This window comes from Pseudomonas sp. PVC-3-1 (assembly GCF_057444315.1).
Genome location: NZ_CM172023.1, coordinates 3,540,970 through 3,561,790, shown reverse-complemented (window position 1 = coordinate 3,561,790; position 20,821 = coordinate 3,540,970). Strand labels below are relative to the sequence as shown.

The following is a 20,821-nucleotide window of genomic DNA, read 5'->3' as shown; positions in this document are numbered from 1 at the left end:
GCCCGCCACTCGAAAACAGCAGCGGCAGGCAGACCCGGCCGGACTCTAGGACCTCAACCTAGGTTGAGGTCAACACAGTTCTGCGTCAGAACGAGCCCTGCAACGTGACCATGAAGTTGCGCGGCTCGCCGTAGAAGTTGCCCCAGGAAACGGCGCCGACGCTCTGGTAGTACTTCTTGTCGAACAGGTTGTTGCCGTTGAGCGCGACCGTCCAGTGGTCGTCGAGGCGATAACCAACGCGGCCACTGTAGATGGCGTAGTCGGACTGCACCGAGGTCACGTTGCCGCTGCGCACGGAGGTATCGCTCTGCGCCGTCACGCCCGCGCCCAGGCTCCAGCGGTCGAGATCGCCGGCGAGCTGATAATCCGCCCAGGCACGGAACAGGTGGCGCGGGAAGTAGGTGGTGGTGAACGTCGGTTCCTGCGGGTTCTCTTCGGCGCTCTTGAGGTACTTGGTCTGGGTGTAGGTGTAGCCGGCCAGCAGTTGCAGGCGGTCGATGACCTCGCCACTGATTTCCGCCTCGAAGCCCTGGGCGCGCACCTTGCCTACGTCGGTGTAGCAGTAGCCGTCGGATGAGCCGGCACAGACTGTGTCGTAGTTCGCCTCGGCGCGATGCTCTTCCACCGTGCGGAAGAGGTTGAAGGCCGTATTGACCCGACCATCCAGCAACTCGCCCTTGATGCCCAGCTCGTAGCTGGCACCGGTCTTGGGCTGCAGCGGGCTGCCGGATTCGTCGGTATAGGTGCTCTGCGGCTGGAAGATGTCCGCGTAGCTGGTGTAGACCGACCACTCATCGTTGAGGTCATAGATCAGCGCCGCGAACGGCGTGACCTGGCCGTTCTCCTGGCTGCGGTCGTGCTGCCAGTAGTCCCACGCCTGGGTGTAGGAGTCGCGGCTGTTGCGGTACCAGCTCACGCGCGACCCCAGCACCGCGGTCAAGGGCTCGGCCAGCTTCAGGCGCAGAGTGGCGTAGGTGCCGAACTGGCGGGTATCCGAGTCGGTAGGCACCGGTCCGCCACGGTAGGAGTTGGGCGCGTAGAAATCATCCGCCGGCTCGGGAATGTGCGAGTCGGGATGGAACGGATCCTGGGAAGCCCCGAGCAGGCTGCTCATGTTGATCAGCGCCCACTGATCATGGGTCTTCGCGCGACTGGCGTTGGCGCCGACGGTCAGCTCGTGCTGCAGGCCGAAGGCTTCGAATTTGCCGTCCAGGTAGGCATCGAAGCCGTAGTCGGTCTGGTCATAGTCGAACAGCCCGGAATACACCGAGGAAGGTGCCGAGGTCGCACCTGGCGCGACGCCGCCGGGGGTCTCCGACAGCGCGTATTTCATGTTCTGGTCGTTGTGGGTCCAGACGCCGGCGAACTTGAAGGTCCAGTCCTCGTTCAACTGGTGGGACAGGTCGGCGAACAAGGTGGTGCGCTCGCTTTCCCAGTTGTTCCAGGAAGCGCCCAGGCAGGTCGAGCGGCTGAGTTTCAGGTCCTTGCCGTTGCTGTAGCGCGGCAGGCCGTGCCAGCAGGGGGTCGCGTCGAGCTTTTCGTAGGCCACGCCCAGCCCCAGGGTGGTGTCCGGGGTGACGTCGTAGTCCAGGGCGCCATAGAGAATCTGGTCGTTGCGCTTGCCGACATCATAGAAATACTGGCGGTCCTGCAGCGCCACCACGGTGCGTCCACGCAGGGTGCCGGAGTCGTTCAGCGGCCCGCCCACGTCCACCTGCCCGCGGTAGTTATCCCAGGAACCCGCCGAAAGCGACAGCTTGGTCTGCGGTACGCTCTGGCCCCGCTTGCGGACGAAGTTGACGCCACCGGTGGAGCTGCCCGAGCCCTTGAGCATGCCCGCCGCCCCCTTGAGCACCTCGACCCGGTCGTAGAAGGCCATGTCGCCGGAGAAGCTGTTGGCCTGGACGTACTCGCCGCCGACATCCAGCGGCACGCCGTCGTACTGGTACTGGCCCTGCATCATGAAGCCGCGCGAGTAGAAATACTTGCCGCCCATGGGCGACTCGTACACAGCGATGCCGGGCGTTTTCTCCATCGCCTGGTCGATGGTGTTGATGTTCTGGTCGTCCATGTAGCGGCGGGTCAGCACGGTCACCGACTGCGGCGTCTCGCGCAGGCTGTGCGTGCCCTTGCCGATGGTCACCGCGCGGGCGCTGTAGGAATTGGTGCCTTCGGTGGTCGGGTCCAGCAGTTGGCTGGAAACGGTGGTGGAATCCATCTCCAGCACCGCATCCGAAGGTGTCGGCACCAGGCCGTAGCCGCCGTTCTCCAGGCGGCGCACCGTCAGGCGGGTGCCGGACAGAATGCGCGCGAAGCCATCCTCGATGCCGTACTCGCCGTTCAGCCCGCCACTGCGCTTGCCTTCGGTCAGGCCCGCATTCACCGAGATCGGGATGCCGGCACGTCGGCCGAATTCGCCGAGCACCTGATCCAGCGGGCCGGCGGGGATGGCGTACTGCTGAGTGCGGGTAGCCGCGGTTTCGGCCTGCACCGGCATGGCCGGCAGCAGGGTGAACGTGGAGCAGGACAGCAGGGCAAGGCCGAGCGACTGGCGCAGGGCGCGAGTGATGGGGTGAAGCGTCATGGGCAGAGGGTCCGTTTCTCGTTGTTGGCCCGCGGTTGCGAGCAGGGATTTCTCCCTAGGCCAAGCGAGAAACGAAAACCTGCCGACTTTTCGAGAATTATTTTCATTGGCCCGTTTTCAGCACGCTGCGCTTCAGCGCGGGCCCACCGTCACCCAGTAGCGGGTACGCCGCTGTACCGTCACTGGCAAGCTGTCCTGCAGCATGGCCAACACCTGGTCGGTGTCGCCCAGCGGGTAGGAGCCGCTCAGGCGAATACCCGCGACTGCCGGATCGCAACGCAGCAAGCCGGGGCGATAGCGATCCAGCTCGGCGAGGAAGTCGCCCAGGCGCATGCGCTCGGCCACCAGGTAGCCATCGACCCAGGCGCCGTCATTCGCTTCCAGCGCCTGCGGTGCGCTGACGCCAGCCGTGTCGATGCGAGCCTGGAAACCCGCCTCGATCACCCTCGCCTCGCCGCCCGCCAGCGAACTGGCAGCGACACGCCCCTGCGTGACGGCCAGCAGGGTGGCGCGCCCGTCTTCATCGCGGCGGACGCGGAAGCGCGTGCCCAGCGGTTGCAGCACTGCATCGCCGCTGACAACCCGGAATGGCCGCCCGGCGCTGTCGTGGGCGGTAAGAATCTCGATTTCGCCGTAACGCAGACGCAGTTCGCGAACGCTGTTGGTGTAATGCACGTCGACCGCCGTAGCCGTGTTGAGCCACAGGCGCGTGCCATCGGGCAGCGTGCGCTGCGTTCGCTCACCAGTGCCGGTGCGATAGTCCGCCATGGCGCCCTGAACCCACTGTGTGTCACGGCCCTGCCAGGCAACCCCGCCGAGCAGACCGAAACCGACCAGCACCTTGAGCGCCTTGCGCCGGTCCATCTCGTTGTAGTGGCGGCGCCCGGCCAGCTGCCGCGCCAGCGGATCGGCCAGCGTGCCGGCGTGACGCTGCAGGCCGAGCGGGATGCTGCTCAAGCGCTGCCAGGCGCGCTCGTGCTCGCTGCTGGCCTCGCGCCAGAGTCGCAACTGGCGCTGCTCGGCATCGCTCATGCAGCCCGACTGGGCCAGGGTGAACCAGGCAATCGCCTGGTCGCGGATGACAGCGGAAATCGGTTGGGAGTCGCTCTCGCGGGACATGGCGCTCACTCGAACCGGCAGGCATAGCAGGCGGTGAAAGCCTTGCTCATCGCCTTCTGCACCTGATTGACGCTCAGTTCCAGGCGCTGGGCGATCTGCGGGTAGGTCAGGCCGTCGAGCTGGGACATCAGGAAGATTTCCCGCACCTGGGGCGCAAGCCCATGCAGGAGTTCGTCGATCTCCACCAACGCCTCGATCAGCAGCAGGCGCTCTTCCTCCGACGGTGCCACCGCTTCAGGGCGCGCGGCCAGTGCTTCCAGGTAGGCGCGCTCGACCGCCTGGCGGCGCCAGCGGTTGATCAACAGGCTGTTGGCGATGGTGGCGAGATAGGCCAGCGGCTGACGCAGATCGGCGATGGCGCTGCGCGAGCGCATCACCCGCACGAAGGTATCCTGCGCCAGGTCCTCGGCATCGGCGTGCTCGCCCAGGCGGCGTCGCAGCCAGCCCTTCAGCCAGCCGTGGTGGGCAATGTAGAGCCGCTCAACATCCCGTTCGAATGCCCGCTCGCTGTCCATGAACGTCCGGTCTTGTTAAACATGATAATCGTTCTCAACAATACTGGATTTGCCCTGTCCTGCGCAATCGAGCTGAACGCTGCAGGGTTTGACCGCCTGCGGGAGGCGGCCATTCCCCTCCCCGCGTCAGGGTTTGATGGCGATCTTCAGCACGCCGTCGCGCTGATGGGCGAACAGGTCGTACGCGCTGACGATGTCGTCGAGGGCATAGTGGTGCGTGACCAGCGAGCCGAAGTCGGCTCGGTTCGACTCGATGATGCTCATCAGCCGGCGCATGCGTTCCTTGCCGCCGGGGCACAGAGCGGTATTGATGCGATGATCGCCCAGGCCGGCGGCGAAGGCCGAGAGCGGGATGTGCACATCGCTGGAGTAAACCCCCAGGCTCGACAGCGTCCCGCCCGGCTTGAGCACTTTCATCGCCTGCTCGAACGTGCTCGGCAGCCCCAGGCATTCGATCGACGAATCGGCGCCGCGCCCGCCGGTGAGCTTCATCACCTCTTCCACCACGTCACACTTGGTGAAGTCCAGGGTGAGGTCGGCGCCCATGCTGCGGGAGATGTCCAGCCGATGCTGGTTGCCATCCACCGCGATGATGGTCGAGGCGCCCAGCAGGCGGGCGCCGGCGGTGGCGCACAGGCCGATCGGACCCTGGGCGAAGACAACCACGGTGTCGCCAATGCGGATATTGGCGTTCTCGGCACCCTTGAAGCCGGTCGACATGATGTCGGGGCACATCAGCACCTGTTCGTCGGTGAGGCTGTCCGGAATCGGCGCGAGGTTGCCTTCGGCATCCGGTACCAGGACATACTCCGCCTGGGTGCCGTCGATCAGGTTGCCGAAGCGCCAGCCGGCGGTGGCCTTGTAGCCATGGCAGGCGCAGCGGCCACTCTCGACCAGGTAGCTGCCGTCCTGGGACGGCACACCATCCTGTGCGGCGTAGGAATTGAAGTTCGGGCAGATCGCGCCGGCAATCACTCGCTGGCCTTCGCGGTAGCCTTTGACCGCGCTGCCGAGTTTCTCGATCACGCCAACAGGCTCGTGGCCGACGGTCAGCCCTTTGGCCACCGGGTATTCGCCCTTGAGGATGTGAACGTCGGTGCCGCAGATGGTGGTCGTGGTAATACGGATCAGTGCGTCGTTGGGGCCGATCTCCGGAATGGGTTTGTCCGCCAGCTCGATTCGACCCGGCTCCACGAAGATCGCCGCTTTCATCATTGCCATCGTTCTTTCTCCTTGCTTGGAGGGCCCAGTGTGCTCGGCCGGCGCGAAACCCCGTTGATGCACATCAACCTGGGGGGGCTCGGGCATCGGCCGGCCAGTCCAGCGTAGCTTGGTGGTAGCCGGTCGGGCTGTGTGCGGGATCCTGTGTCCCTGGAGGAATCGCCCGAGGCCCATGGAGGTTACAATGGCGATCACACCGATTCCCCCGGAGCCCGATTCAGATGTTCACCCTTGTCAGCCTCGACACCTCTCCTCCCGAATCCCTGAAGAGCCAGGTGCTGCAGATGGTGGTGGACCACTTCAGCGACATCAGCCCGGTTCCGCTGACACCGAGCAATCCGCTGTTCCAGCTGTACCAGTACGTGATCGGCTTCGAGGTGCACCTGTACCTGCAGGCCATGGATGCCGCCTCGCCAAGCGGCGCGCGCCTGATCCTTGCCCTGGACGATGAAGACCCGTCGCACGTGCTGGGCTTCGCCCTCTACCTGCCGAGCCAGGACGACGAAGAGGCCTGCACCCTCGCCTACCTCGTCGTCCAGGCCAGCCATCGCCGTCGCGGTATCGCCCGCGCCATGCTGCAGAAGATGATCGACCACCGCCCCCACGCCGAACTGGCCTGCGCCGCCGGCAAGGTGCCGGTCTTCGAGGCGCTGGGCTTTCGTGTACTGGCGGCGCAAGGGCCGCACGTCCTGCTGAACACCCGTGACCACCGTTCCGATGGCCTGGTCGCGGTGCAGGACCTCGCGCCGATCTACCAGTCCAAGGAGGTGCGGCAGATCCACACCTACCTGGTGAAGCAGAACGGCAGCAAGGCCATGCGCGACGCCGAGAAGAAACGCGACCGCCTGCTCGACCAGATGACCTGGCAGGCCCAGGAACTGGTGAAGGAGCGTTTCCCCACCGTGCATTGAGCAACCTCAGGTGTCGGCACGGCATGCTCTCCCCAGGGCGTGGAAGAAGATGCCCGTACCCGGCAGCGCGGGTGAAATCGGCACTGCAGCAAAGGCTCCCAGAAGCGCCGGTCGACTGTCTGGCCGAATGACAAAATCCGCACCCCGTAATGACGTGATGCGGATCGAGTCAGTGAGCCATCCCGAGCACGGGAATCGGCGCCTTTGACACCTAGTTGATGCGATTCACTACTGCATCGGGGTAATAGGCGATTTTGAGCGTATGTCGCTGCCCCATCAGCATCCCATCGCCGTACCAGGTGATGTTGTCCTGATGCAGGGTCATTCCATCGTTCCCGTATTCGTATTCGCCGCCGTTGGACGTACTGAAGGCAAAGCGTTCATTGTCCAGTCGCTTGATGGAGTACTGGGTGCCGGGCAGCGGCATCTGCTGCTTGACGCGCTCCAGGTAGGCCGGGGCCAGTTCGGAGAACAGCTCCCGGGCCCTGCTCTGGTACTGCGCGGAGCTCAGGCCCGGCGTCTGCTGCAGTTTTTCGGCGATCAACGAGAAATACTCGGCATCGGTGCGAGCCAGGGCCATGCGAACCGCCATGACCTCTCCCAGACGAGCCGGATTGACCTGAAGCCTGCCGTCGGCGGATTTCTGCGCAGCGACGAAGTCATGGCTGTCGAGCTGGACGAGCGGTGTCGTGGCCAGGAAGGAAGCACAGGCGATCTGCTGGCCCTGAACATTGCCGCTGACCAGCAGCGCGGTCACCCCGCCTTTCTTCTTCAGGGCCTCGCCGGTTTCGCCACTGGCGCTGACAAACCTGTCGACATCCTCCTGCTTCATCTCGCCCCGTGCCAGGCCGCAGATATGCTGCATGACCGCCGGGTTGCGCTTGCCATCTACCAGCGGCGACATGCTGAAGACCGCGTTGCGAATCACCGGCAGAGCTGGGTACTCGAGGGTACCGAGGGCTTCGGTCTTTACCTGGGCACTGCTGGCGTTGCGAGCGGTGTCATTGCAGCCGGCCAACAGGCACAGCGGCAACAGGGTGGCGGTCAGCCATTTGCTGGAAATATTCATGATTCATTCCTCACTCTGGATGGACTGGGCCACGCTGGCGGTGAACTCGACGACGACCCGGCGATTGCTTGCCAGGCACTGGATCAATTGCTCGCGCGGTGCATCCGGGCAACTCACCAGCGGCTCGGCCGCGCCGACACCGCGAACCTGCATCGACCCCGCCGGCACGCCCGCGGCGGCCAGGTAGTCACGGACCGCTTCGGCCCGGCGCAGCGAGAGGTCGAGGTTGTGGGCGTGCGAACCGAGACGGTCGGAGTGCCCGGTCACGACAATGTGTTGCGGGTGCTCGTCGCGAATCCGCATGGCCAGGCGATCCAGGCTATTGCGGCCGTCGGCGCTCAGGTCCGCCCGGTCGAAGGCGAAGCTGGCGTCAGCGGACAGAGTCACCCGTTGTTTCGACGAAACAGGCTGGACGACGGGGCTGGCTGCCGGCTTGAGCCGATCGAGGCAATCAGCCGGCGAATACAGGAAGCTCTGCGCTTGCATGTCCTTGTCGAACAGCACCTTGTACTGACAGACCAGATCGGCCTGGCCGGCACGACGGAAGCGCAGGACGTAGTCCCACTCGCGTATGGCGAACAGGCCTTCGTGGAAGTGCGGTGGCCCGATCAGCTCGTACAGCTGCGCCTTGCTCATGCCCGGCTGGATCTTCGCCAGGTTTTCAAGATTCGCGTAGCTGCCTTGCGGACGATAGGACTCGCTTGCTGCGGGGAATTTGGGCGCAGTGCTGTGCCCCTGGTCGTCCACCTGGCTGAGGGTGCCGCAGGCGGCCAGCAGCAGACCGGCGTAAGTGATGAGCAGAGTGCGGGTAGTGACGGATTTGAACGTATTCATGTTGATCTCCTGGGACTGGCCCGGCCGAAGCCGGGCCAGGATGGAAAGACTCACCACTGGTAACCGACGCCGACGGCAACGCCGGTCTCACCCTGGCTGGTTGTGCTGCCCTGCAGCTTGGTGACCCACTTGCCGTTGTCGGAAATCTTCGACACACCCACAGCCAGCGCTCCTTGGCCTCGGAAGTTGCCGAGCCCGACGGTGGCCATACTGGCTCCGGGCGAGTACGGCTGCGGAAGCGTGGCCATGGCCATTGCGCCGGCGATGCCCGAGCTGAGGATGTCGTCCTGTTTCTTCAGGTCGTGGCGCAGCGCGTTGTAGCGGGAGTCGGTGTAGTCGTAGAACTGGTTGGAGATGTCGCCCATGCTCTTGTTCAGTTGACCGACGTTCACCGCATCGGTATCGGCGGTGCCGGCGGCGACGTTGGTGATCTGCCGTTCGCCTCCGGCGCTGCCGACCGAGACACTGTTGTCGCGCTCGGCCACCGAGTTGGCACCGATGGCGACCGAGTTGCGCCCTTTGGCCCTGGCGTTGGAGCCAATCGCGGTGCTGCTGTCGCCCATCGCTTGGGCCCCGGCGCCGCCGGCTACCGTGTCATTGCCGGTCGCCTTCGGCTTGGGCAGGTGGCTGCTGTTGTTCACTTGGAACATGCCGTCGGTGCCGTTCTGCACGTTGCTCACATCGCCCTCGACATGAGTCACGCGGTTGTCGAGGTTGCTGACGTTGGTGGTGACGTTGGCAACCTGGGTGTTGACGTTGCTGATGGAGTCGTCGGTGTATTGCTTGGACTGCGTCACGGCTCCATCGAGTTGACGCAGGTTGACCGCATCCGTGGCCTCCTTGCCATCGGCGACGTTGCTCAGGGTGCGCGTTTCGCCGGTAGCGGCGTTGCCCACCGAGACGGTACCGACGCTCGCGTTGGCCGCGTTGGAGTACTTGCCGGTGTAGCTTTCGGCACCACGGCCGTTGTCGCTGGCGCCCTGCCCCAGGGCCACGCTGCCATCGGCCGCGGCGCTGGCACCGTCACCCATGGCGACAGCACCCTTGCCGCTGGCCTGGGCATTGGGGCCGACGGCGACCGAGTCGGTACCGCTGGCGACCGAGTCGGCCTTGCTCGAGTTGGCGTGGAAGTACTTGATGCCGCCGCCGTTGTTGATGGTGGTGATGCTGCCCTCGACGGTGGTGACGCGGCCGTCGATGTTGGTGACCTGGGCGTTGGTCTCGTTGAGCTGGGACATGTTCACCGCATCGCTGTCGCTTTCGCCGCGAGCGACGTTGGTGATCTTCGTGCCGCCGGTCCTGGTAACACTGTTATAGGTGCTGCCACCCATGGTCACGCTGTTGTAGTTGATGCTGCCGTCGCCATTGAGGTCGTACTTGACCGAGCCTTCGGTAGCCGCGCCCGATACCTGCTTGAGCTGGGCGACGTTTACCGCATCGGTGTCGTCCGCGCCGGCCGACAGGCCCGTGATGCGGCGCTCGCCGATATTGACCTCGCCCTTGGCGCTGCCGCCTACCAGGTAGGCCTGGTGGCCCAGGGTACTGCCGTCCGCAATGGAACCGGCGCCCAGGGCGATGCTGCCGTCATGACTGGAAACCGCGCCCATGCCGATGGCCACCGAGTCCACACCGGTGGCGGAGGAATCAGTGCCGGTGGAGTTGGCGTGGAAGTACTTGGTGCCGGTGTTGTAGATGTTGTCGACGTGGTCGCCCAGGTTGGTCACATCGCCTTGCAGCGTGGTGACGTCGCCTTCTACGTTGGTCACCCGGCCATCGAGGTTGGTGATCTGGGTGGTGTTGGCGTCGACCTGCTGATTGGTGTCGTGCAGTTGCGAGCCATTGATCGCGTCCGTCGAAGTGGGGTTGATTGCACCCGCTGCTACGTTGTTCAGCACCTGGGCGGCCCCCGGCGTGGCGGCATCGCCACCCGCCGCAATCAACGACAACTGATTCGCTCCCGTGCGCTGCACCGGGCCGATCGTGCCGTTACTGATGTTGGTGGTGACGTTGCTGATAGCGGTGGTGTTCTGGTCCACCTGCTGGTTGGTCGCATTGAGCTGCGAGCCGTTGACCGCATCGGTGGACCCAGCGCTGATGTCGCCGGGCGCCACGTTGGTGATCTTCTGCGCATCGCCCGTACCGTGGCTGGCGTCATAGGCGCCCAGGCTGTCGTTCCACTGCAGTGCATCCTGCTGCAGGGTGGTGATATTGGCGGTGTTGTTCGTGACCCGGCCATCGATGTTGGTGATGGCATCGCCGACGTTGTTCACCGTCGAACCATCGACGAAGTAGGTCGGCGCCGACAGTGAGCCGTCCGAGTTGACCGTCGAGCCGCCGCCCAAGGCATTGGCGGTGGAGTTGGCCAGGCCGTAGAGCTGCGAGCCATTGACCGCATCCGTAGAGCTGGTGTTGATCGCCCCGTTCGCCACATTGTTCAGTGTCTGGGCCACACCCGGCGCGTAAGCCTCGCCGCCGGCGGCGATCAGTGACAGCACATCGCTTCCGGTGCGTTGCACCGGACCGGCCGCCCCGTTGTTAAGGTCGTTGACGTTGTTGGTCACGTTGCTGATGTTCGTAGTGTTCTGGTCCACCTGCTGGTTGGTGGCATTCAACTGCGAACCGTTGACCGCCTCGGTGGAGCCGGAACTGATGTCGCCGGGTGCCACGTTGATGATCTTCTGGTTGCCGGCGTCGATACCGGCGATGGTCACGCTCGGGCCGCCGATGATGCTCAGACCATTGTTGTTGATCGTGGTATTGCCAGCGGTCACCGAGTCGAACACGGCGTTGTCGGCGATCTGCACTTGCAGGTTGCCGTTGCCATCCACTTCGGTCTTCAGGTTGGCGCCTGAGTAGGAACCTGCGGTCGTGGCCGCGCCTTCGATAATGAAGCTGTCACCCAGCTTCTTGCCGACCGCGCCGGAGTTGCCGACGAAGGTGATCGGGGTATTGGCCAGCTCACTCAGTTGCGAGACGTTGACCGCGTCGCTGTTGTTCACCCCGTTGGCCACGTTGGTTATGGTCGTGCCACCGGTGTGCGTGCTGTTGTCGTAGGTGTCGCCACCGAGGGTGATGTGGTTATGGGTGCTGTTGTCGTACATCACTGCATCGGCGGTTGCGCTGCCGACCACACCCTTGAGTTGCGCCACGTTGACCGCATCGCTGTCCTGGGTGCCGGCTGCCAGGCTGGTGATCTGGCGGAACTTGCCCGTGGCAGCGTCGCCGACGGCTATCGCGCCCAGCGTGCTGGTGGTGGCGCCAATCGCATTGGCCTGTACCTGGCTGGCACCATCGGGGACATAACCAGGCGCGCCGGCCGAGGTTCCCGCGACCGAACCCGAGCCGAGGGCAACGCCGTCCTGGGCCAACGCCTGGGCAGCGGTCCCCAGGGCGACTGCGTTCTGCTTGCTGGCTACGGCATTGTTGCCGATCGCCACCGAATCGACGGCGACGGCTTGAGTGCCTGTGGCAGCACCCGCGGCATCAGTACCAACATTGCCGATGGCCAGGGAATTGGTTCCGTCGATCTTGTTGTTCAGGCCAATGCGGCCGCCGTTCACGTACAGCTCGTTGCCCAGAGTCAGCGAGTTGGTGCCATCGCTCTGGGTGCCGGTGCCGTAGAAGAGCACTCGGCCGGTCTGACTCGACTTGTCACCGGCCTTGCAGTTGCTGTTGTTGCCGTCGTACTTCCAGCCCTGGTCACCGCTCACGCCGGTATCGTGAACGAATATGCAGCCTGAATCGGTGCTGTCATTGACGTAGATGCCGGCGTTTCCGGCGATTCCTTTTTCATAGGTCGAGCCGCCGGCGGCAAAGGCGTCACCGAGGAAGAGACCGCTGAGGCCCCCCAGGCCGAGGACCGCGAGCGCGCGGCCGCCCTTGCCCGACTTGCGGGCGTACTCACAGGCCACGCTCCAGCACTGCTGGGTTTTCGACCAGACGAGACGATAGATTCTGTTCACGAAGGAACTCCTTCCAGGGGCATGCCCCGGCATGGGTAAGGGAAATCAGCGAGAAGACAGTTGCAGGGCGCGGCTGGACTGGATCAGCAGCGGGCGCTCCATGGCCGCGGGGCGCGATTGCCCCAGGGCGAGCTGGTAGATGCGCAGTGCGCCCTGGTGGTCCTGGCGTACGTAGTCGAGGTAGGCGCCTGCGAACAATCCGGCCTCGGTGCGCAAGTCACGCTTGATCGCCTCGGGGACCTGCAGGGCGTCGATCTCGGCGAACACCGCCGAGCTATCGGTCTTGCCCTGGTAGAGGGCTACCAACGCGCGCTGCTGAGCGGTGACCGGCCTGATGCCGCGGGCAATCTTCTGTACCCGCGCCCTGGCCGCGTCCGGCTTGAGTCCGGCGTCGCTGGCGCCGCGCGCACCAAGCCAGAGGCTCCACAGCCCGGCGTAGGCTTTCACCTGAGAGCTGGGAGAGCGCTTCTGCAGAGCGGCGAACGAGCTCCGTGCCTGGTCGAAACGGGCCAGGGCAGTCAGGTTCACCGCCGAGGGAACCGCGATGACGGCTTCCTGGTCGCTGCCCTTCAGAGCGTCGTAGAGCTGCCGGGCGCGCATGTGACGACCGGTGGCGTCTTCCAGGAACGCCTGCTCGGCCAGTGCGCGAGTACCGCCCTGCCCTTTGGCGCCGGCTTCGCGGAGCAAGGCCTGTGCAGAGGCGAGGTCGCCTTCGAGAAACTGCTGATGGGCGAGCATCACCAGCGGTTGTGCGGGCTTCTGCTGCGCCGCAGCAGGCGCGGCCAGGGCAGATCCGCCTGCCATGAGCAGGGCGACGGCGAGCATGGAGAGTGCGCCCAGACGGCGCGGGAATGTCGATTCAGAGAGGGAAGTCATGGTGGCAAGTCCGGAAGTGATCGGGTTGCCCACATGCTAGGGAGGGAGGCTTCGCAGCGAACTCAGAGTCCTTCAGGCAGCGCCATCAGACTTCTTCGATAGTCACTCCCGGCTGGCCAGGAGTAGTTCGAGCTCGAGGGTGACGGTGGCTTCATCGCCTTCGCTCTCATGGCTGTAGTGCCCCTTGAGGTGCTCGGCCAGCCGCGCCGTGTGACTGCGATCAATGATGCTTAGCGGCGCCATCCGCCCGCGGATTTCCAGACGCGCGCCAAGGCGCCCGTACTCGCGAGTGGAGATATCCAGGCGCAAAATGAGCGGAGCGTCGTTGTCGGCTCGGAACAAAGCCAGGGCGCTCGCCATCCATTCGGAGAAGAGCCGTGCGTCCACCCAGACGCGGTTGATGTCGTTGTTCGCGACGCCGAAAAGGCTGGCGGGATGCCCGGCCAGGCTGCGCCCGATCAAGGCGCGCAGTTCGCAAGCCACCGGCTGCGATGGCACCTGCCCGTCCTCCAGATCACAGATGCGCCGCAGCCGCGCCAGGCGCCCGGTCAGATCGGCGAGGCCAGGAGTCGACGGGTGCAACCCCATGTTCGCCAGGCGTTCGGCCAGCTCACTCAAGGATGACATGTAGAATTCGGTGCGCTGCCTCAACTGCGTCTGCGCAACAAGCGCCTGGTCGCGCAGATCGATCAGGTGTTCCTCGCTGGACGTGATGTCCTGCAAGCTGCCGAGCATTCCCGCGGGCGCCCCGCTTGACTCGCGGTATGGCACCATCCAGAAGTGCAGCACGCGCGGCACGCCGAATATCTCCACGCGGTTGGTCATGGAAATGGGAACGCCATCATTGACCAGTCGCTTGAACGATTCGGAAATCCTCTCGCGCACCGCCGCCGAAAACCAGCGCGCATCGGCGAGCCCCGAGTTCAACGCCTCTTCCGCGGTGATGTGGTAGTAGTCGAGAAAACCCTGGTTGCAGAACAACAACCTGCCTTCGATGGTGCGCACGAACATGGGATTGGGCGCAGCGTCGACCAGGTCGCGCAACATGTTCAGTTCCAGCGGCAACGCCTCGGTCGTCAGGGCGCCGGCACTGCTTTCCTGCCCGGCCAGCAGGCCGTTGCGTCGCGCGATTTCGGCCAGCTCCACGTTGGAGCCGACGTGCAGCTTCTCGAGAAGATGCCCCTTGTAGGTGCTGACCGTCTTGAAGCTGATCCGCAGTTGCTCGGCAATGCGTAGATTGGAATGCCCTTCGGCGATCAGTTGCAGCACCGCCAATTCGCGAGGCGTCAGATTCCCGAGCTCGCCCCCACTGCCCGGCTGCATGTATTCCCTGGCGAAGTGCGCGCGGCCGGCCAGCACATCGACAATTGCCTTGTGCAACCCTGTGATGTCCTCATCCTTGCTGACAAAGCCACTGGCGCCGGCCTGAAAGCACAAGGGTGCAAAATGGGCGGGATTCTGCCGGCTATAGACCAGCAGCTTTTGAGCAGGGTCACGCGCACGTAGCCGGCGCAGCAGGTCGAGGCCTCCCGCACCGGGCAGCGCCATCTCGAGAATGACCAGCTCCGGTCGCTTCTCACGGGCCAGCGTCAATGCCGTCGGAACGTCGATCGCCTCGTCGATGCTGCCGTGCCCCATGCTTTCCAGCAAATCCCGCAAGGCGCTGCGCACGATCGGTGTCGGATCCACGAGAAGTGCCGTGGCCATTGTTCTCTTTCCTTATCTGACAATCTCCGTGCGATCAGCATAGGTAAACACGACAAGTGCGCCCAACCTTCGACTGCAGGCAGTGCCAAGCCAATGGGGCCAGCCTGCCAATAGCGCACGCTGACGGATAAGCCCGCCAGCGTGGCCGGCCTCTCTTACTTTACCTTCACCACATCATCCGGCTTCCACGTCTGGTCGTAGAAGGCGTCCTCACTGCCGTACAGGCGCAGCGCGACGAGGAAGTTGCGCCCAGGGATAGTCTCGATGAATGCAGCGTCGGCCACATCGGCGGGTTTCTCCGGGCCGAACCAGATTTCTATGGAGCCATCCTGCTGTTTCGGAATGTCGTAGTAGCCATTGGTGGACGGCAGCAGTTGCTTGGTTTCGGGCATCGTGCCGTCGGTGATGTTGTAGGCCGTCACGGCCCAGAACAGCGCGGCAGGCGGGTTGGGCGGCAGGCGCAGCTTGTAGGTGCTGCCGCCTTCGAGGAACTTGCCGTCCTTGTCGCGGCCGGTGAAGGGATACTTCGAACCGGCACCCGTGGTGTGCATCACCATGGCCGGCGCTGAGGAGTAGGCGAACTGGAAGAAGTTGGCGCGCTGGCTCACATCCAGGTAGCTGTCCTGCATCCAGTCGTTGGTGCCGCCGGCCCAGGTGTTCTCGTACTGGCGGTCCTTGTAGTAGAGGTTGCGCTTATCCTCGCGGCCCAGCTGACGGTTGGCGAGGATCATTTTCGGCGCAGTCTCCACGGCCTTCTTCAGCAATTCCTCCTGCTTCGCCGAGGGCTTGAACGGCTCGCCCTTGATGATGCCGATGGAGGCCAGCACGCCGCGCAGCTCGGGGTCGATGGCCTCGACCGGCTCGTAGTCAACGAAGGCCTTGAGCTTGCTCCAGTAGGTGTTGTCCACCGGGTACATCATGTTCAGCGCCTTGCCGCTGGCATCCGGGAACTCCATGGGTTTGACGTCCTTCTCCACCGTGAACAACGGATAGACGCGGGTCAGCTCGGCATTCTTCACCGCTGGCGCCGGATCGGGCTTGCCCTCGCCCTTGGCCATCACGGTGCGGAAGAACAGGAAGACGTTGTAGGTACGCGACTTGACCGCGAAGTACCCGCCCGGCACGGGCCCGTTGTAGTCCGGCGGCAGCAGCAGGTAAAGGCCGCCACGGGCGCGGTCCGGCCCTACGGCGCCCACGTCGGTGAGCGTGCGCTGGAAGAAGTCGGTGAACATGCCGATGACGTTCGCCGGCGCCTTCACCACCAACGGTCCGGTCTGCTTCAGGTCCAGGTAGCTCATTGAATAGATCACGTCGGCATTGGGCGTGGGCACCATGGTTCGCGCGTCCATTCGCTGCTTCCAGATCGGCAGCACGTTGTAGCCGGCGCCGAAGGCCTTCTCCGAGCCGTCCTTCATGCCGATGGTGTTGAGTGCCGGGAGCATGGTCATGTAGGCGTACACCGCACGCTGGTAGTACAGCTCATCGCGCAGGCTTTCTGCTTCCTTGGGGTCGAGCCAGTTGCCGTTATTGATCTGTTTGATCAGCGGTGAAGCGGGTGCCTGATCCGCCGCCTGTACCGCTGGCAAACACATCAGTGAAGCGGCCAATGCCGACAGCGCGAATACTCGATGCATGGAACCCATGCTCAATCTCCTGAAAGTAAAGGGCGGCGCATATCGCACCGCCGAGAGAAATGCAGCTCAACGCTTACTTGATCTTCTTGATCACCGGCGGTTTCCAGCTGCCATCGAGGATCGGTTCCTTGCCCCAGTACGAGCGGATGTACAGCGAGATCGGCTCCTTGGGCGACGGCAGCCAATTGCTCTCCTGATCCTTGCCGGGCGAGGTCGGGCCGATATGAATCGTCAGTGAGCCATCCGCATTGCGCTTGAGGTCCTTGTTCTTGGTGCCCAGGGAGTAGCGGTTGAGCTTGTTGGTGCTGAACAAGTGCTTCTCGTTGTACAGCGTCAGCGACCAGAAGCCGTTCACCGGGGGTTCCTGGCCGGCGGCGAAGGTCACTTCGTAGCTGTGTGCACCGTTAAGCTGAGCGCCGGTCTTGTCGAAGTCGGTATAGAAGTACTGGGTCTCGGTCGGGCGGTTGTCGAACATGTTCGACTTCGCCGTGCCGGTGCGGTTGAAGTAATCGATGCCGAACTTCGCGTTGTTGGTCGAACGGTTCCATCCGTTCCCCGCCGGGCGTCCGTTGTGTCTCCACTCGAAGAACGGCTTGATGATTTCCTTCTCGCTCTCTACCGCCGTCTGCACCAGTACCTTCTTCAGCTCCGGGTCCTTGGCGGCGGCGTCCATCAGCAAGCGGAACTGGCCGTAGAGCGCCTCTTCGCCCGGCAGCGGTGGCACCATTTCCAGCACCCTGGGGAACTGATCGAAGAACTTCTCCGGGATTACCCACTTGGTTTCCCCGCCACTCGCCTTGGCCGCGTTGGGGTTGGGGATATCCGGGGTGTTCTTCCAGTCGATGCTCTTCATCTTCCCGTCGAAGTCTTTCAACGGGTAGAAGGCGATCTGGTTGAGTTTTTCCTGGATCGCCGCGCGGTCCTCGGCGGTGTCGTCCATGAAGATGCGCGGGATGGCATTGGTCAGCGCCGTGGGGCTGCGGATGATTGCCTCGACGCCATCGGGCTTGTCGCCCTTCCAGTTCGGCCCCACCAGCAGGTAGAAGCCCGCCTTGCTGCCATAGGGTTTGCCCAGTTCGCCCACCTGGTCGGTGCGCTGGTCATAGATCGAGTAGACCCAGAACCGGTCGCCGAAATCCGCACCTGGATGATGACCGGCTCATCGTCGAGGGAGAAGAATCCCAGCCCGTAGACCACATCCTGGTTCGGGCAGGTGACAAACGTTTCCGCCGGGGTGATGTAGTCGTGCAGCATGCCCAGTTGACCACGGGGAGCTACCGGCAGAATGCCGCCCAGCAGACCCGGGTGCGGAGCCTTGGTGATCGTGTCATTACGATTGAGCATGTTCACCATCGGCCAGCCCCAGAGGTACGCCATGCGTGCAATGGTCTTGGCGTACTCGGGATGCATCATCACACCCGTGGCGGGCTGGGTAATCTCTGCGACGGGTGATTGCTCGGCGGCATGAAGCACCGGTACGCCGATGGAAAGGCTCAGGACGGCTATGGACAGCAGTTTCAGCGGGTGTGGCATCGTCGACTTCCTTGCTTTGTGAATGCGCTAAGGAGGCGAACCTGTGAACTGCGGTGGCGTTCGGATGACGCACACGCTCAACATTCCGGGCTCCATGGAATACGGAGTCTAGATCGCGTCAGGTACTCCACAAGTCAAAGCTTCCGATAGTCCGCTTGGGAAGAAAACAGCCCCTGTCAATCGGCATCCTGAGCCGTTGCTCGTGGCAGGCATCCCGCGTCGGCCCTGCGGTGCAAAGCCCATTTCAGCGCTTTCATGTGCGAAGCTGGCAGCAGCAATATGGGCTTCCCTTCAATCAAGAAGGATTTCCGCAAGGGGTACCTGTGCGTCAATCGCGTGATGGCGAGCAAGTCCGATTGCTCATTGAGCCTGGCATCAATATCGGGATCCTGTTGCAGGAGCTCCTACGCATTGGCGTCACCGTCCAAACCAATACCACCTCGAACTCCAACCCTCTTCGAGTAAGCATTGATGCGCCCGCGCAGATCACAATTTTCCGTGGAGCCTTGGTGCGGCGCCAGATTGCGTCTCGAACAGAGACAAGTTGTTGCCGCCACAACCCCATAAGCAAGTCTGCAGGAGACCTGTAAACGAGAGTCCGCTATGGGTCGGATGCTGCCTCTATTCCGGGGCAGCTATCGGCCAATAGCAGCCATCAGAGCCGCTAGCTGCCTTCTCGAAAGCGTTGTACTTATTGGCAGGCGACGTACGGGCAGTAGAAAGGGGCAATTGGCCAGCGGTGAAAACGAACCTGTGAAGTGGATCACAAAGTCACCGACGACAATGTACTGATGTACCAAATCACAAATACTTCAACTCAATCATCAGGAACTTGGCGAGGCCAAGCAACCAAGGATTGTGAGGTTCTGGAAATGACAGGCAGAAAGGTCGAGCACAGCGTCGCATCGGCAGCAAAACAACAACGCCTGCTGGATTTCATACGGAGAGTTGGCGGCTATCCTCGCAGCGCTGAATAGCATGCTGAGCTGCAGAGCTTACTGGCTACAGCATCCGAGGCGTATTTCGGCTCCGCCGATCGCACGCCGCCTAGTAGCGAATCGCAGCGATAACACGAGCGCTCCCGGCGCTAACCACCCCAAAAAGAAGGGCCGGTCTCTCGAACCGGCCCTTCTGACGCCGTTACAAAAGCAATCAGTGATCGTTTTTGGTGGACGAATCCACTGCGTTACTCAGACCTTTGTTGTTGTGGGTACCAGGCGTCGTGGAAGAGATGGCTGTCGCCTTGGAAAGACCCCGAGTGTCCTTGGAGTGCGCGACGCCCGAAGTTGTCGAGCCATGGCCGCTATCGTCATTGCGGGCGCTGCCGTAATGGTTGCCGCTCAGGCCATGATCACGAGTGGCCTTGCCAGCGTGCTCGCCACCGTCGTTCGCACCATTGCTCTTGGCACCATGCACACCCGAATTGCCATCACCTTTACCACCCGAATGCCCGGCGCTATTACCACCACCATGGCCGCTACCATTGCCGCCGCCGTGGCCACCACCGTTTCCTCCGCCGTGGCCACCACCATTACCACCGCCACCACCGTTGCCCTTGGCATAGACCGAACCAATCGGAGAGAGGTCGGCGGGCAGCATTGCTGTGGCACCAAGTGCGAAGGCACAGACTGCTGCAACAACCAGGGATTTCTTCATAGTAGAGACGCCTCCAAGGGCGATGTTGAGTTGGTTCTGAGACATCGCTGCAACCCCGGTGGTTCGTAGCCTCCCGACGAAATGCTGGCACTGAGGTGCAGCCTTGTTCACTCCTGTTTCACATCTGAGCGGCTACGCTCAACTTCTACTGTATGCACCACAAGGAGTTGTGCACATGTTCAAGCTCAACACGCTGCTTGCGGCCGCCCTGGGCGTTGCGCTAATCAGCTCGGCCCCTGCTTTGTTGGCTGACCCAGGCAAGGGGAAAGGGCATGGTCAGGGTGGGCAGCATGGCAACCAAGGGCAAGGTGGCGGGAACAACTGGCAAGGGGGCCCTTCGATCGACATCGGCGGTGTACAGGTCATCCTCAACGACAACCGCAACTACTGGAATCCTGGGGCATCGCTACCGCCGGGAATTCAGAAGAACCTCGCCCGCGGCAAACCGTTACCACCGGGTATCGCGAAGAAACTCGACGGCCGACTGGTCGGTCGCCTGCCTCATTACGACGGCTATGAATGGCAGCAGGCGGGTACCGACCTGCTTCTGGTGACCATTGCCACCGGCGTCATCTATGAGGTGCTGCACAACGTGCTGGATTGAGCATCTGTGTTGATAGCGCAACTGGCCAACAGCAATGCGCAACAGAATCATCAATGTGAGTAATGCGCAGCATGGTTGACTATGAGATTCGCCGGCTCAACTTCCGTCGTCTCCTGGATCGCACCTACGGGGTAAACGCCCCAGGTGCGCAGAGCCGAGCAGCTGAAAAGCTCGGCAAAAACCCGACCCTGATATCACGATGCTTATCGCCACCGTCCAAGCAAGGCTTCAGACGGATCGATGAGGACTTGGCCAGGCAGATCGAGATCGTTTTTGCTCTACCTGCTTACTCGTTGGACTCGTTGGAGAAGGGAGAAGCCAGTGGCCTTCGTGTGGGGGAGCCTTTGGCCCTTAGAGCTTCGCATGACGACCATACGGCCAAGCGCATTTTGGCTACTGACCGCGCGACCCTCGATGAAGTGCGCAAGCTCTGCGAGTTGATCCTGAGCGGCTTATCTCCGGATATGCAGACAGCCATCTTTGACGGCGCAGAACATCTCACCGTTCCGATAAAGGCCGGCCAGCTCAAGGTACTAATGGAACTGGCTGGCAGCACCGCCAGCTCACCAGACGAGCACTGAGCTTCTTATGCTAGA

Annotated in this window: 14 protein-coding genes and 2 pseudogenes; 3 read left to right on the top strand and 13 right to left on the bottom strand. The window is 63.0% G+C overall.

All coding sequences use genetic code 11. From position 1 onward, the window contains the following. Positions 1 to 85 precede the first annotated feature (85 nt). The 4 genes from AC2T4A_RS16710 to AC2T4A_RS16695 all read right to left on the bottom strand — a co-directional run bounded on the left by AC2T4A_RS16710 (position 86) and on the right by AC2T4A_RS16695 (position 5,439). Entirely contained in the window at positions 86 to 2,584 is a 2,499-nt protein-coding gene (locus AC2T4A_RS16710; protein WP_486741242.1) for a TonB-dependent siderophore receptor, read from the bottom strand. Positions 2,585 to 2,716: 132 nt separating this feature from the next. Next, on the bottom strand, positions 2,717 to 3,703 hold the full coding sequence (locus AC2T4A_RS16705) for a FecR domain-containing protein (protein ID WP_486741241.1): 987 nt from the start codon (positions 3,701 to 3,703) through the stop codon (positions 2,717 to 2,719). A gap of 5 nt (positions 3,704 to 3,708) precedes the next feature. Then, positions 3,709 to 4,218, bottom strand: coding sequence for a sigma-70 family RNA polymerase sigma factor (locus AC2T4A_RS16700; protein ID WP_486741240.1), 510 nt, complete (start codon positions 4,216 to 4,218; stop codon positions 3,709 to 3,711). 126 nt (positions 4,219 to 4,344) lie between these two features. After that, the gene (locus tag AC2T4A_RS16695) at positions 4,345 to 5,439 is read right to left on the bottom strand and encodes an NAD(P)-dependent alcohol dehydrogenase (protein WP_486741239.1); all 1,095 of its coding nucleotides are present in this window, start codon (positions 5,437 to 5,439) and stop codon (positions 4,345 to 4,347) included. 221 nt (positions 5,440 to 5,660) lie between these two features. On the opposite strand from AC2T4A_RS16695, the gene AC2T4A_RS16690 reads away from it, so the two are divergent. Further along, positions 5,661 to 6,350 (top strand): GNAT family N-acetyltransferase, encoded by a 690-nt coding sequence (locus AC2T4A_RS16690; protein ID WP_478378170.1) that lies wholly within the window; start codon positions 5,661 to 5,663, stop codon positions 6,348 to 6,350. Between the two features lie 211 nt (positions 6,351 to 6,561). Here AC2T4A_RS16690 and AC2T4A_RS16685 read toward each other — a convergent pair whose 3' ends face one another. The 9 genes and pseudogenes from AC2T4A_RS16685 to AC2T4A_RS16645 all read right to left on the bottom strand — a co-directional run. Then, positions 6,562 to 7,419: a hypothetical protein gene (locus tag AC2T4A_RS16685; protein WP_416749824.1), complete on the bottom strand. Its 858-nt coding sequence runs from the start codon at positions 7,417 to 7,419 to the stop codon at positions 6,562 to 6,564. Positions 7,420 to 7,422: 3 nt separating this feature from the next. After that, positions 7,423 to 8,253, bottom strand: coding sequence for an OmpA family protein (locus AC2T4A_RS16680; RefSeq protein WP_486741238.1), 831 nt, complete (start codon positions 8,251 to 8,253; stop codon positions 7,423 to 7,425). A 50-nt stretch (positions 8,254 to 8,303) separates the two neighbouring features. After that, the gene (locus AC2T4A_RS16675; RefSeq protein WP_486741237.1) at positions 8,304 to 12,215 is read right to left on the bottom strand and encodes a YadA-like family protein; all 3,912 of its coding nucleotides are present in this window, start codon (positions 12,213 to 12,215) and stop codon (positions 8,304 to 8,306) included. A gap of 45 nt (positions 12,216 to 12,260) precedes the next feature. Continuing rightward, positions 12,261 to 13,091, bottom strand: a complete 831-nt coding sequence (locus tag AC2T4A_RS16670) for a hypothetical protein (protein WP_486741236.1) — start codon at positions 13,089 to 13,091, stop codon at positions 12,261 to 12,263. A gap of 102 nt (positions 13,092 to 13,193) precedes the next feature. Continuing rightward, entirely contained in the window at positions 13,194 to 14,798 is a 1,605-nt protein-coding gene (locus AC2T4A_RS16665; RefSeq protein WP_486741235.1) for a response regulator, read from the bottom strand. A 155-nt stretch (positions 14,799 to 14,953) separates the two neighbouring features. Continuing rightward, positions 14,954 to 16,441, bottom strand: a complete 1,488-nt coding sequence (locus AC2T4A_RS16660) for a DUF1254 domain-containing protein (protein WP_416749834.1) — start codon at positions 16,439 to 16,441, stop codon at positions 14,954 to 14,956. A gap of 64 nt (positions 16,442 to 16,505) precedes the next feature. Continuing rightward, positions 16,506 to 17,516 carry a DUF1214 domain-containing protein gene (locus AC2T4A_RS16655; protein WP_486741234.1) on the bottom strand — a complete coding sequence of 337 codons (1,011 nt, stop codon included), beginning with the start codon at positions 17,514 to 17,516 and terminating at the stop codon, positions 16,506 to 16,508. Between the two features lie 113 nt (positions 17,517 to 17,629). After that, a pseudogene (locus AC2T4A_RS16650) lies at positions 17,630 to 17,686 on the bottom strand (hypothetical protein); the annotation flags it as partial. A gap of 1,431 nt (positions 17,687 to 19,117) precedes the next feature. Next, positions 19,118 to 19,267, bottom strand: a pseudogene (locus AC2T4A_RS16645) (hypothetical protein); the annotation flags it as partial. A 529-nt stretch (positions 19,268 to 19,796) separates the two neighbouring features. On the opposite strand from AC2T4A_RS16645, the gene AC2T4A_RS16640 reads away from it, so the two are divergent. Together AC2T4A_RS16640 and AC2T4A_RS16635 are read left to right on the top strand one after the other, a co-directional pair. Beyond that, positions 19,797 to 20,225, top strand: a complete 429-nt coding sequence (locus AC2T4A_RS16640; RefSeq protein ID WP_486741233.1) for an anti-virulence regulator CigR family protein — start codon at positions 19,797 to 19,799, stop codon at positions 20,223 to 20,225. A 71-nt stretch (positions 20,226 to 20,296) separates the two neighbouring features. Further along, positions 20,297 to 20,806 (top strand): hypothetical protein, encoded by a 510-nt coding sequence (locus tag AC2T4A_RS16635; protein ID WP_486741232.1) that lies wholly within the window; start codon positions 20,297 to 20,299, stop codon positions 20,804 to 20,806. The last annotated feature ends 15 nt before the right edge of the window (positions 20,807 to 20,821 follow it).

Bases quoted from the DNA above. Each gene is read 5' to 3' on its own strand.
- AC2T4A_RS16680 (WP_486741238.1), bottom strand. From the start codon at position 8,253: ATGAATACGTTCAAATCCGTCACTACCCGCACTCTGCTCATCACTTAC.
- AC2T4A_RS16690 (WP_478378170.1), top strand. From the start codon at position 5,661: ATGTTCACCCTTGTCAGCCTCGACACCTCTCCTCCCGAATCCCTGAAG.
- AC2T4A_RS16670 (WP_486741236.1), bottom strand. From the start codon at position 13,091: ATGACTTCCCTCTCTGAATCGACATTCCCGCGCCGTCTGGGCGCACTC.
- AC2T4A_RS16685 (WP_416749824.1), bottom strand. From the start codon at position 7,419: ATGAATATTTCCAGCAAATGGCTGACCGCCACCCTGTTGCCGCTGTGC.
- AC2T4A_RS16700 (WP_486741240.1), bottom strand. From the start codon at position 4,218: ATGGACAGCGAGCGGGCATTCGAACGGGATGTTGAGCGGCTCTACATT.
- AC2T4A_RS16705 (WP_486741241.1), bottom strand. From the start codon at position 3,703: ATGTCCCGCGAGAGCGACTCCCAACCGATTTCCGCTGTCATCCGCGAC.
- AC2T4A_RS16710 (WP_486741242.1), bottom strand. From the start codon at position 2,584: ATGACGCTTCACCCCATCACTCGCGCCCTGCGCCAGTCGCTCGGCCTT.
- AC2T4A_RS16660 (WP_416749834.1), bottom strand. From the start codon at position 16,441: ATGGGTTCCATGCATCGAGTATTCGCGCTGTCGGCATTGGCCGCTTCA.
- AC2T4A_RS16665 (WP_486741235.1), bottom strand. From the start codon at position 14,798: ATGGCCACGGCACTTCTCGTGGATCCGACACCGATCGTGCGCAGCGCC.
- AC2T4A_RS16635 (WP_486741232.1), top strand. From the start codon at position 20,297: ATGGTTGACTATGAGATTCGCCGGCTCAACTTCCGTCGTCTCCTGGAT.
- AC2T4A_RS16640 (WP_486741233.1), top strand. From the start codon at position 19,797: ATGTTCAAGCTCAACACGCTGCTTGCGGCCGCCCTGGGCGTTGCGCTA.
- AC2T4A_RS16695 (WP_486741239.1), bottom strand. From the start codon at position 5,439: ATGGCAATGATGAAAGCGGCGATCTTCGTGGAGCCGGGTCGAATCGAG.